At 61.1% G+C, this 12440-nt stretch carries 8 protein-coding genes; 7 read left to right on the top strand and 1 reads right to left on the bottom strand.

All coding sequences use genetic code 11. The annotated features are described in order from the left end of the window. Positions 1-57: 57 nt before the first annotated feature. Genes QM649_RS01180 through QM649_RS01195 form a run of 4 tightly spaced genes read left to right on the top strand, consistent with a single transcriptional unit; the run spans position 58 to position 3137 of the window. Positions 58-282, top strand: a complete 225-nt coding sequence (locus QM649_RS01180) for a DUF1427 family protein (RefSeq protein ID WP_415197163.1) — start codon at positions 58-60, stop codon at positions 280-282. Further along, the gene (locus QM649_RS01185) at positions 269-1246 is read left to right on the top strand and encodes a quinone oxidoreductase family protein (RefSeq protein ID WP_415197164.1); all 978 of its coding nucleotides are present in this window, start codon (positions 269-271) and stop codon (positions 1244-1246) included. The genes QM649_RS01180 and QM649_RS01185 overlap by 14 nt, the downstream gene beginning before the upstream one ends. Further along, positions 1243-2718 carry an alginate export family protein gene (locus QM649_RS01190; protein ID WP_415197165.1) on the top strand — a complete coding sequence of 492 codons (1476 nt, stop codon included), beginning with the start codon at positions 1243-1245 and terminating at the stop codon, positions 2716-2718. The genes QM649_RS01185 and QM649_RS01190 overlap by 4 nt, the downstream gene beginning before the upstream one ends. A 14-nt stretch (positions 2719-2732) precedes the next feature. After that, positions 2733-3137: a DoxX family protein gene (locus QM649_RS01195; protein ID WP_415197166.1), complete on the top strand. Its 405-nt coding sequence runs from the start codon at positions 2733-2735 to the stop codon at positions 3135-3137. Positions 3138-3410: 273 nt separating this feature from the next. Here QM649_RS01195 and QM649_RS01200 read toward each other — a convergent pair whose 3' ends face one another. Continuing rightward, on the bottom strand, positions 3411-5744 hold the full coding sequence (locus tag QM649_RS01200; RefSeq protein ID WP_415197167.1) for a pectinesterase family protein: 2334 nt from the start codon (positions 5742-5744) through the stop codon (positions 3411-3413). 285 nt (positions 5745-6029) lie between these two features. Here QM649_RS01200 and QM649_RS01205 point away from each other — a divergent pair, with 285 nt between their 5' ends. From QM649_RS01205 to QM649_RS01215, 3 genes are all read left to right on the top strand, one after another. Beyond that, on the top strand, positions 6030-7304 hold the full coding sequence (locus QM649_RS01205) for a glycoside hydrolase family 28 protein (protein ID WP_415197168.1): 1275 nt from the start codon (positions 6030-6032) through the stop codon (positions 7302-7304). Positions 7305-7462: 158 nt separating this feature from the next. Further along, positions 7463-8260 carry a FadR/GntR family transcriptional regulator gene (locus QM649_RS01210; RefSeq protein WP_415197169.1) on the top strand — a complete coding sequence of 266 codons (798 nt, stop codon included), beginning with the start codon at positions 7463-7465 and terminating at the stop codon, positions 8258-8260. 410 nt (positions 8261-8670) lie between these two features. After that, positions 8671-12381, top strand: coding sequence for a carboxypeptidase regulatory-like domain-containing protein (locus QM649_RS01215; protein WP_415197170.1), 3711 nt, complete (start codon positions 8671-8673; stop codon positions 12379-12381). Positions 12382-12440: the final 59 nt, after the last annotated feature.

Consider the following 12440-nt stretch of genomic DNA (forward strand, 5'->3'; position numbering starts at 1 on the left):
TCAGTACAGGCTAACGAACCTAGTCTCAAGTCATGGGAAGAGAGGAGCCCAGGATTCATGAGATTAGTCGCAGGATTTCTGCTCGCATTTGGGATCGGTATCTTCTGTCGTCTTTGCCGGATTCCGTCTCCGGCACCTCAGGCGATCATCGGCTCGCTACTCGTGGTTGCTATGAGCGTTGGCTTCGTCGCCGCCGACCGTTTCGTGGAGCGCCTGAGCGGCAATCAGGTCGCACAACAACCCTTCCATTCCAACCAGGAGGATGCACATGCGCGCAATTGAATTTCGTTCTTTCGGTGAACCAAACCAGCTCGAAGTTGTAGAGCGTCCGGATTGTCAGGCCACGGAATCGACGGCCATCGTGCGGATCGTTGCAGCATCGATCAATCCGAGTGACGTCAAGAACGTCGCCGGACGGATGGAGCAGACGACCCTGCCTCGGGTACCCGGACGTGACTATTCCGGTGTGGTCGTAGATGGCCCCGAAGAATGGATCGGGGTGGAAGTGTGGGGCACGGGCGGCGATGCGGGCTTTACCCGCGACGGGACGCACGCCGAGTTCATCTCTGTTCCGCGTTCGAGCCTGGTGCGCAAGCCGGAGTGCCTCACCCATGAGCAGGCTGCAAGCATCGGCGTCACGTTTGTGACAGCGTGGTGCGCGGTCAAGGAGTATGCCAAGGTCCAGCCGGGCGAGATCGTCGCGATCATTGGCAGCCGCGGTGGCGTGGGGAGCGCAGCCAAGCAGATCGCCAAATACCTCGGCGCGTACGTCATCGGGGTCAACCGCCTGAACGGTGTACTTACGCGGGAAGAGATCGATGGCGAGGATCAGATCCTCGATTCCGCTAACCCGGAAGTAGCCAGCCTGCTGCGCATCCTGCAGGGCGGCCGCGGCGCCGATGTTGTCCTCAACACGGCTGGACCGACGATGTTCGAGAAGGCGCTGCATATGCTGGCGCGGCGAGGCCGTCTCGTGGAGATCAGTGCCGGAGCAGAGCGCCGGGTCAGCTTCGACCTCGCGGATTTTTATCATAACGAGTCGCAGTTACTCGGCGTCGACTCGTTGAAGCGCGACCTGGTTGATGCGGCCTGCATTCTGCGCGAACTTTCGGCCGCGTTTGAATCCGGCGACTTGCGTCCTCACTCCGACATCCGAAGCTTTCCCCATGTGAAGGTTTGGGAGGGGTACGAGCACGTGCGCCAGGGCTGTGCCGGTCGTGCCGTTCTAACGATGGAGCATGTGTGAACCCGACGCCCAAAACGTCACGCTCCGAGCGCCGGCGGGATTGCATTCTTGCACTCTTCTTTCTGGTGCTCGGAGCCCTTGGCTGCATGGCCCAGACGCCCGAGCCCAGCTATCCCGGAGTCCAGGCCTCTCCGTTGCGTCCTCACCTCGATCCTTTCCCTGCGGAGCAGAACTGGAGCTTCCTTGCGGATGGCAGTATGCGGACCGATCCACTGGACAAGCTGAAGTATCTGCAATGGGGTGCGAGCAAGCAGCAATACGTCTCGCTGGGTTTCGAATCCCGCGAGGAGTATGAGTACTTCGACAACTGGATGTTCGGCGCAGGGCCACAGGATCCCAATGGCTACGGCCTTATTCGCCTGATGCCGCACCTCGACGTACACGACGGGCCAGATCTGCGATTGTTCACGGAGATGACCTTCAACTACGTGCCCGGTCGAAATGGTGGTGCCCGTCCGAATCTCGACGAGGACAAAGGAGACTTCCACCAGGGCTTTCTCGAAATCGGGCCACACACCAGCCGCGAAGACGGCTCGAGTGTTCGCCTCGGTCGTCAGGAGATCGTGTTGGGTTCGGGGCGCCTGTTCGATAACAACGAGGGACCAAACGTAAAGTTGAGCTTCGACGGGGCTCGCTCGATCACGCAAACGGAGCAGATGCGTTGGGACAACTTCATCGCAAAGCCCGTGCAGAACAATACGGGATTCTTTGATGACGTGCCCAACCACGCTCAGACGACCTGGGGCAGCTATCTGACCACCCATTCACCTGTGCTTCGCAGAGATGGACTTGATCTTTATTACCTGGGCCTGGCAACTGCGAATGCCTCGTATAACCGTGGCTCCGCGAACGAGCTGCGGCACACCGTGGGAATACGGGCCTTCCGCGATGCTCACTCCGGCGTCGACTACAACTGGGAATGGAACTATCAATTCGGCTCTTTCGGCTCGGATCGCGTGCGCGCCTGGAGTATCTCGACCGAAAGCGGGTATACCTTCGCGAACCTTCGCTTCTCCCCTCGTCCTCTGCTCCGAGTGGATGCCTATAGCGGGGATCAGAACCCTGCTGGACGATCGTTGGGGACCTACAACACTTACTTTCCACGCGGAGCTTATTTCAGCCCAAAGGCCGTTCCGTTTCTCGGGAATCAGAACCTTGTCGATCTTCACCCGCAGGTGCAGTTCCACCTGCGGCCCAATCTGACAGGTGAGGTGGGCGGAAGCTGGTACTGGCGCGAGTCCACACAGGACGGAGTCTACGCCTTCGGCAGTGAGGCTTTGCTCGCTCCATCGAGCGCAAACCATGCGCGTTTTCTCGGGTCGCAGGGCGACATGGAGCTGCGCTGGTCCCCGGTGGCGCATATCGTCACGGCGTTCAATGTGGCAGGCTTCGCGCCAAGTGGATTCCTGAACACCACTCCTCATCATCGTTCTCCGATCACCGCAAACCTCGGCGTTACCTATCGCTTCTGAAAAGGAAATTTGTCATGCATAAAACTCGTCCGTATCTCTTCTTTGCTGCGCGCCTTCTGATCGCGCTTGTCTTTCTGATCAACGGCATCGGTATCGTTAGTCCCGCAATGGCTGTCCACGACATGGTGGTGAAGGGAATCCCAGAGCACACAGCCATATTGCTCTCGCTTGCCGGCCGCGTGATCGACGTTCTTTGTGGCGTTGGGTTTGTAGCGGGGATCTACCCGAGGGTTTGTGCGATTGGACTCATTCTGTTCCTGATTCCTGCCACCCTGATCGCACATGCTGTCTGGTCTGCACCGTCGCCGATGTATCAGGTGCAGCTCATCAACTTCTTCAAGAATGTCTCGATTGTTGGAGGACTGCTGATGGTGGCTTGCAGCAAAGGCTTCCGAGGCCTCCAGAACCAAAAGGGTTGAGACAAGATCTCGTCATAACCCTCATCTCAGAAAACATATGACCATTCCCTGGTGACGAATTGCGAGAAGTCCTGCAAGGATTCACCTGCACAAAAATCGAGTGTGGAACGTGGTGTAGCCGATCGCCTCCAGCTATATCGGCTACGTCAAGAGGTCGGAAGGGGCCCGCGTTTTGTCGGGCTTCGAACCAGCTTCATCCAATCGTGGGCTGGAGAGAACGCAGCATCTTTCTCTTCCTCTGCTGAGGCCTCTTCCGCAACCACCTTCAGCCCCTCATCTTTGATCCTTCGCGCCGACCGGGTTCCAGCCGTCGGATCCATGAAGGAATGCCTGCGGCTCCCATCGTGCGGCTTCCGCTGCGGTCAACGCGTGCGCCTGCGGTTCGCGTTCTTTCATGCGCGCGCCCGGGCCGGACGAGTCATACTCGGCGTAGTAGGCCGTATCGAGGGAATGCGTCTCGCCGGGCTTCCACTCCCGCCAGCCATCCGGTGCAATGTGCGCGCCCATCCACGTATGCAGATAGACCACCGTCGCATAGGGACGCCACGGCCGCCCCAGGTAGATCGGCGCCTCGGCTCCAGCATCCGCCGTCAGCTTGCAATGGTCCAGTACAAAGCCCGAATCCTCGTCCGGATAATGCTTTGCCTGTGCAGTCAGAAAGCCACCTTTGTGTGCGGTGCTGCGAATCTCGCAGCCCTCGAAGACCGCCTTCCCATCGCCGAAGATGAAATCCACATTGCCCGCGATCACACAATCGGAGAAGTACTGCCGCGAGGGCACGCACGCCGGCCCGTCGGGCGAACAGTTGCGGCTCCCCGCGTACACCGTGTCCTGGTTGCCGAGCAGGTGCACACGCCGGAAGATGGCGCGATCGCCCGTCACCAGCAGCGCCAGCGCCTGCGACCCCTGTGAAACCTGCTGGTGCGTGCGATTGAAGTCGTTCTCCATGGTCAGGTTCTCGGCAGTGAAGTCGTCCGCTCGCACGTTCACCGTCGCCGAGTGCAGCGTGCCACCGTTCTCGCCTGCGTTGTGGTCGTTCACGATCACAACCGCCGCGGGGTCCGCGCCGGTGCCACGCAGCGTCACATGCGGCTTCGTCACTGTGACGATCTCGCGATACACGCCCGGCGCAATTAGTATCGTGGCGCCTGTATCCGGAGCGACCTCCACCGCCTGCTCTACTCTGGTGTACTCGCCGGTGCCATCCGCCGCCACATAGATCGCATGATCTTCTTCCGGAGCGGATACGCCCGCGATCTCCGGCGCATTTGTGTGCGGAAACTCCGCATACCGCTCCGTGCAGCGCGGCGGCGTTCCCGCCACGCTGTTCGCGTCATCGCTCGTTGTTCCATCCGCGCCAGATAACGTCAGGTTTCCCAGCCGAGGCCCGCGCACGATCTTCGCCGCCTGCATCTCGAACTTCGACTGCGCCAGCCCATCAGCCCATACGTTGTCGAAGCGCAGCTCCAGGGGGTGCGCGTCGTCAAGTCCGTCGAAGGTATACTGCCCGGGCGATTCGATATGCACATCGCGCAGCGTGATACCACGATAGACCGGCAGCAGATCGCCACTCTTCTTCGTGTATGCGGGCGTAAAGACCAGAGGGTCCTTCGTATTCCGGATACACACATTCTCATAGGTGACGTCCTGCACCAGTCCGCCGCGGCTGCGGTCGCTCTTGATGCGGATGCCGTTATCCGCACCGTCTATCGAGAGATCGCGCACCAGCACGTGGCTCACGCCGCCGTTCGTCTCGCTACCGATCGACATGCCGTGCCCGGTGAAGAAGTGGTTGTCGAGGATCGAGACGTTCGCCGTCGCACCCGCCTTGCCTGCCTTGATCGCCACATCGTCGTCGCCTGCATGGATCCAGCAGTGCGCAATTGTCACATTGCGCGATGAGCCCGGGTCGATTCCATCCGTGTTGCGCGCTGTCTTCGGGGTGTCAATCTTCACACCCCACGCCGTGAAGCCATCGGCCTGATTCACCGCTACATGGAAGCCGGGCGAGTTCCTCAGCGTAATCCCATACAGCGTGAAGTTGCGCGCCCCATTCACTACGATCAGCCAGGGCACGCTCTGCTGCTTGTCCTCGATCTTCGCCTGGTGTGCCAGGTCCCACCAGCTGGTCTTCGCGCCGGGAGCTTCGCCCAGGAGCGTCGCGCCGCCGCGCCCTTCGATCACTCCTTCTCCCGCGACGCCTGCGTCGGCCAGGTTTTCGCCGTGTATCAGCGGCCGGCATCCGTGGCCCTTCTCGTTGACCACTCCGCAGCTTCCCGGAGCCAGGTCGTACACGCGGGGATCGCGTGAGGCTACCAGCGCCACGCCCGCCTGCACCACCAGCCATACCTTCGACCGCAGCTCCAATGGACCGGAGAGAAAGATATTCCGCGCCCCGTCGGCTTTGAGCAGCACTGCGCCGCCACCCTTACAGTCATCCATCGCCGCCTGGATGCGCTGCGTGTCCAGACGCGCCTCGTCGGCCTCCGCAATCAGGCCGCCCGGCGCAGCAAGCCCGGCCTGCACCACCGCGCAGGTTGCGGGGATACGCGGCTCGGTTACGTTCCGGCTATCCTGCCCGTGGACGAGGCTGAAGGCGGTTGCCATCAGGAGGAGGTTGAGGGCAGCGGCCCGAAGGATTCGCAGTTTCATAGAATGAAGTGGACAGACCACGCCGCCATCCTACCCCATCCTCCACCATTCTGGCATCAACCCCTGCGTGCCTGTGAATTTCGGCTCATCTACGCATCACCAGGCGCAAACCTGCCTGTTCCTTGGCCCGGAGAAACTTCGGCGGCCAAGGCGTGCACGCCTCGTCCGATGAAAAGATTTTTTCTGCTCTCTTGGTGGTCTAACCTCTATCGGCTTACAATCCCGCCCAGGTTGATATCGATGCCATCCTTGTTTCTGTCAGCGCTAGCCCTCGCCTCCACTCTTGCCCTCGCGCCCGCCGCGCTGGCCGATCCTGCTGTCTGCGATGTCCGAGGATTCGGCGCCAAGGCCGACGGCACCACCCTCGACACTGCCGCTATCCAGGCTGCCATCGACCACTGCGCACAGTCGGGCGGAGGCACCGTCCGGCTCACTGCCGGAACCTATCTTTCCGCGCCCATTGTCCTGCGCAGCAACATCACCCTGCAGCTCGACAAGGGCGCCACGCTGCTGGGCACCCCGGACCACACCGCGTATCCGGCGAAAACCGAATTCCGCGCCCCCGGGATCCAATCGCTTGTCTCCGCCACCAATGCCGACAATCTCGCCATCACCGGCGAGGGCATCATCGACGGCAATGGCGAGAGCTGGTGGGAGGAGGCGCACAAGTACAAGGACAGCGGCATCCTGGGCGCCGAGCACACCCGCCCGCGCCTGGTGGTCTTTGACCACTGCTGGCACATCCGCATCGAGGGCGTCACGATCCAGAATTCTCCGATGTGGCAGGTCGTCCCTTACTACTCGGACGACATCACGATCCGCAATGTGCATGTGCTTGCGCCGCAGCACTCGCCGAACACAGATGCCATCGATCCCTTCTCGTCGACGCATGTGGTCATCGATCACGTGGTGGCCGATGTCGGCGACGATGACATCGCTATCAAGTCCGGCGAGATTAACTCTCCCGGTCCGGACTCCCCCAGCCAGGACATCACCATTACCGACTCGACCTTTCTCCACGGCCACGGCCTGTCGATCGGCAGCGAGATCGCGGGCGGCGCGCAGCGCATCCGCGCCGAGCGCATCCATTTCGACGGCACCGACAATGGCATTCGCGTCAAAGCCAACCGCGATCGCGGCAACGACGTCAGCGATCTCGTCTTCCTCGATATCGATATGAAGCACGTGAAGAACGCCATCATCGTCAGCGAGTACTACCCCAACGTGCTGCCCGCTGCCGGCGTCGAAGTCCCGCAGCCCGTCACCCACCTGACCCCGCACTTTCACGACATTACGCTTGAAAACGTAACCGCAACAGATACAAAATCGGCAGGCGCCCTCGTCGGCCTGCCGGAGTCGCCCGTGCTCAACCTTACGTTAAAGAACGTTCACCTCTCCGCCGAGACGCCGCTCACCATCGGCTATGCCACCGTCACTGGCACAAATGTGCAGGTGGTCACACCGAAGGGACAGGGCATCGTCGAAGGCCCGGGGGCTCATGTTACGCTCCGATAGAAGGACTGCATGCCCGCACCACACGAGAACGATGAGCGTGTGGTGTGGGGATGCAGTCCGTTCCCGGGCATGGCGAAGATTGCCTCAGCCTCCGCTGCGCGGCGATAAGCTCCTTTGCTCCGCGTTCTTCACACCGGCCAACAAACGGACCCATATCCATGACCGAACCTACGATCCATAGCGCGGAAAACGATCGCACCCGGCAGGTCGTCAACCACATCCGGGCGCTGATCGAGAACGGCACGCTCAAACCCGGTGACAAGATTCCGCCGGAACGCGATCTGGCTCACTCGCTGCGCATCTCACGCGTGAGCCTTCGCGCCGGCATCGGCTACCTGGCCGCGCTCGGCGTGATGAAGATCAAGCACGGCGTCGGCACCTTTGTCGCCGATGGGCCGCCGGAGTTCGCTCAAGGGCAGCTCTCGCTCATCGGCGCGCTCCATGGTTTCCAGACGTGGCATCTCTTCGAGGCTCGCAATCTGCTCGAAAGCGGGCTGGCCGCCCTGGCCGCCGAACGCGCCAGCGAGCAGCATCATGCGGCCCTGGCCGAAGAGGTTGCCGAGATGTTCGCCTCGGTCGAGATGCCCGCCGAATACCTCATCCACGATGTGCTCTTTCATCGCATCATCGCGAAGGCCGCAGGCAATCCTATCCTCGCCGCCATCATGGAGACGGTCAGCTCGTCGATGTACGATGCCCGTCGCGATACCGTGGAGCACGCGGTCGATCTGCGTGAATCGGCGGAGATGCATCGCGAGATCTACCGCGCCATCCGCAGCCGCAAGCCAGAAGAGGCAAGCCGCCTCATGCAGAAGCATCTGGAAAATGCCCGCGCGAGCCAGGACACCGAGCGGGCCAACGGCGTGGGACGCGCACCGGCAAAAAGCCAGCCGCGGCGCGCAGCGAAATCCAGCGACAGCAAGCCAGGCAGCAAAGCCAAAGCCCCCCAGCCCTAAAGCCAGCCTAGAGCCAGATCTAAAGCCACCCCCAGGAAAGACCGAAGCCCTGCCGCTCCCATCCCGTATTCCGCCGGGATGGGAGCGCGGGTGTATCTGTCTCTCTGCCGCCCGGCCGTGCCTCCGAACATTTTCCCTGCGCTCGAACCAGTGCGAGCGCTGCCGCGCATTGTGGTCATACCAGAAGCCAAATTATCGAACCAAAAGGGAACCAATTTCCTTTCTGAATCCCACCATGCAGCGCAGCAAAGTCATACTTTCCGTAGTTGACAGTTATCGCTCCGACACCAGAGAATTCCGCCCATTCGCGACAATTGAATCCGCGATAGCTGAATTCAAAGGATGCCAGTGACATGCTCCGCAACAGCACATGCATAACGAAACTGGTAGGACCACCTACCGAGAGGTACTTGCCTAAGGTTGCTCCTTGCGCCCGCCGTGTACCCGCCTTCCGGCTCGCAGCCATTTTCCTCTGCCTGGCGCTTTCCGCCCTCGCAGCCACCGCTCAGGAGTTTCGCGGCACGATCTCCGGCATCGTCTCCGACCCGCGGGGAGCGATCGTGCCCAATGCCCAGGTGATTGCAACGGAGAACAGCACCGGCACCGCCACCCACACCACCAGCGACAAGGACGGACAGTACGTCATCCCGTTTCTGCTCCCCGGCACCTACACCATCACGGTGACGGCGCCCGGATTCCGGGACACGAAGCAGACCGGCATCAGCCTTGAAGCCCAGGGCCATCCGGTCGTGAGCCTCACGCTGCAGGTGGGCTCGGCTACGGACACCGTGGTGGTCACCGCCGCGCCTCCCCAGCTCAACCTTGCGAACGGCGCTGTGGGGCAGGTCATTTCGACGGAATCCGTCGCCACGCTGCCTCTCAACGGCCGCACACCGACAACACTGACCGAACTGGCGGCCGGCGTCATCACTACCGCTGCACCCGAGATGGTCCGCCCCTTCGATAACAACGCAGGCAATGCCTGGTCGATGGGCGGCACGCCCAACCAGGTCTCGGAAGTCCTGCTCGACGGCTCGCCCGACCTCACGCTGCTTGGCGCCCTGGCCTATGCACCCACGCAGGATTCGGTCTCCGAAGTATCCATCCGTCCCTTCGACACCGATGCCAGCTTCGGCCACACCATCGGCGGCGTCATCAACCAGGTCACCAAGAGCGGCACCAATGCCTTCCACGGTACGGCCTACGAGTTCGGACAGATCTCGGGCATCGACGCCAACACGTACTTCAACGACCGCAACAGCATCGCCACACCGGTCTTCCACTTCAACCAGTATGGCCTCACCTTTGGAGGGCCGGTCATCATTCCCAAGGCCTACAACGGCAAGGACAAGCTCTTCTTCTTCTTTGCCTGGGAAGGCTTGAAGGACAGCACCCCGACGACGACCACCACCACCGTGCCCACCGCGGCGGAAAAGGCCGGTGACTTTTCCGAGACACTGACGGGCGGCTGCAACGGCGGCACCTATACCGTGAACGCCAGCAATGTTGCCGTCTGCGACAGCACAGGCGCGAACGATGCGAACCAGCTCTACAATCCGTTCACGGCGTCCACTTCAGGCAGCAACGTCACCCGTGCGCCGATTGCGAACAACCAGCTGACCAGCGCTGTCTCCTCGTTCAATCCCATCGCACTGAACTACCTCAACTTCTATCCCTCGCCCAACGCCAAGAGCGGCGTCGGCGTCAACGGCGAAAACAACTACATCAGCGAAGCACCCGCCACGGACACCTACAACAACGAGTTCGGCCGCCTGGACTACAACCTCAACGCCCGCGACCACATCTTCTTCGACTTCCGCCACAACTACCGCACCGAAATCGAAGAGAACTATTTCGGCAACGACTCAACCGGCGAAACGCTGGTGCGCGAGAACCACGGCGCCACGCTCGATAACGTCTTCACGCTGAACCCCACCACCTTCATCGATACGCGCGTCAACTGGGTCCACTTCAACGAGGTGCATGGTTCGCAGGCGCAGAAATACACGCCGGAGAGCGTCGGCTTCCCCGGCTACATGAACACAGCCAGCAAGCTGCTCCAGCTGCCCTACATCAACTTCAATACCGGTGGCAGCTGCGGCAGCTTCACCAGCTACCAGTGCTTCGGCGATACCTCATCGGCGCTCGATCCGACAACCAGCTACCAGTTCTTTACCGACATGGTGAAGACGATCGGCAACCATTCGCTCAAGATCGGCTTTGATGGCCGCCGCTACCTGATGAGCGTGCAGAGCTTCGGCGACTCCTCGGGCAGTTTTACCTTTGCCTCAAACTTCGTCACCTCCGGCACCACCGGCGCGACCCAGACCTTCGGCGGCGATATGGCCAGCTTCATGTTCGGCCTGCCCACGGCGGGCGAGTACGACCTGGAAGCCCGCGGCGACTACTACCAGTACTACATCGGCACTTTCGTGCAGGATGACTGGCATATCAACAACCGCCTCACCCTCAACCTCGGCCTACGCTTCGACATCGATACGCCCTTCCGCGAGAAGCAGAGCCGCACCGTCAACGGCTTCAATCCGACGGCGGCCATCAACTACACCAGCACGCCAGACTTCAGCGGCGCAAGCGAGACCGTCGACGGCGAGACCTTCACCGTCTCCTCCATCAACACGCTGGGCGGCCTCACCTATCCCACCAGCGCAACGGACGGCGCCGTCTACAAGAACAACAGCGGCTTCTTCAGCCCGCGCTTCGGCTTCTCCTTCGCGGCGGATAACAAGACGGTGGTCCGCGGCGGCTTCGGCATCTTCGTGCAGCCGGAGACGCTCGCGACCCTTGCCGCCACCGGCACTTACTCCTCGACACCGCTTTCCAATCAGGAAGGCTTCAGCGCCTCGACCTCCTATGTCGCCTCGACCAATAACTACCTGACGTACGCGAACACGCTCAGCAACCCTTTCCCCAGCGGCTTCAACCAGCCGGCAGGCAAGAGCCTGGGTGCGAACACCTTCCTTGGACAGACGATCAGCTTTCTCGCGCCTTACGAACACGATCCCTACTCCGAACGCTGGAACTTCGACATACAACGCTCCGTCACACCGACCACCATGGTGGAAGCTATCTACGTCGGCAACCACTCGCTGCACCTGCCGGTAGCCTCGCACAATCTGAACGCGATGGAGGCCCAATACCTCTCCTACACGCCATATCGCAATCAGGCACTTTCCAGCGCATACGGCAAGAGCGTGACCAACCCCTTCTACGGCACGCTGGGCAGCACCAACACCACGACGCTCAACGATTCGAAGACGACGGCCTTCGGCGATCTGCTCTATCCCTATCCGCAGTTCTATGACGATTCGGTGACGGAGGAGAACATGACCATCGGCTCCTCCAACTTCGAGGACGCGATCCTGCACATCGAGCAGCGGGCCTCGCACGGCCTCACGCTCACCGCCAACTACAGCTTCTCGAAGATGATCGAAGCCGACACCTTCCTGAACGACGAAGACGCGCATCTTACCCGCCGCATCTCTCCCTTCGACCACACGCATCACTTCACCGTTGGCGGCACCTACGAGCTGCCCTTCGGGCGGGACAAGCAGTTCAACTTCGGCGGCAGCCGGCTGTGGGACCTGGTTGCAGGCGGCTTCGTCATCAACTCGATCTATCAGTTCCAGAGCGGCGCTCCCATTGAGTTCTCGGCCGACATTCCACTCGCTCCCGGTTATACGCTCCGCGACATTCACGCCAACGGGCGCAACACCTCACCTGTGGGCTCCGGCAATCCGGCCCTGAACACCAAGGCCTTCGTTACCGGCAACTCCACCAGTTGCCCCACGACCGGCTCCTGCAATGGTTCGGGCTACCTCGACGGCCAGTATGTGGACCACTACCGCACCCTGCCGCAGACCATGTCCTGGGTGCGTCAGGACGGCTACAACAACCTCGACGCTTCCATCCTGAAGAATTTCAACTTCACGCGAACCACCTACTTCCAACTGCGCTTCGAGACCTTCAACACGCTGAATCACCCGGTCTTTTCCGCGCCCTACGTCGCCAGCGCGACATCGAGCGAGTTCGGATACGTGACCGCGGTAGCCAGCAGCAGCAAACCTCGTCAGATCCAGATTGGCGGACGTATTGTCTTCTAGCGGGAATGCCTCAACAAGCTCTTGCCCCCAGGCCGCGCTCGATCGATAGGGCGCGGTAA

The sequence above is a fragment of the Silvibacterium sp. genome (assembly GCF_047605705.1).
Lineage (GTDB): Bacteria > Acidobacteriota > Terriglobia > Terriglobales > Acidobacteriaceae > Silvibacterium.

Bases quoted from the DNA above. Each gene is read 5' to 3' on its own strand.
- QM649_RS01200 (WP_415197167.1), bottom strand. From the start codon at position 5,744: ATGGCAACCGCCTTCAGCCTCGTCCACGGGCAGGATAGCCGGAACGTA.
- QM649_RS01210 (WP_415197169.1), top strand. From the start codon at position 7,463: ATGACCGAACCTACGATCCATAGCGCGGAAAACGATCGCACCCGGCAG.
- QM649_RS01205 (WP_415197168.1), top strand. From the start codon at position 6,030: ATGCCATCCTTGTTTCTGTCAGCGCTAGCCCTCGCCTCCACTCTTGCC.
- QM649_RS01195 (WP_415197166.1), top strand. From the start codon at position 2,733: ATGCATAAAACTCGTCCGTATCTCTTCTTTGCTGCGCGCCTTCTGATC.
- QM649_RS01185 (WP_415197164.1), top strand. From the start codon at position 269: ATGCGCGCAATTGAATTTCGTTCTTTCGGTGAACCAAACCAGCTCGAA.
- QM649_RS01180 (WP_415197163.1), top strand. From the start codon at position 58: ATGAGATTAGTCGCAGGATTTCTGCTCGCATTTGGGATCGGTATCTTC.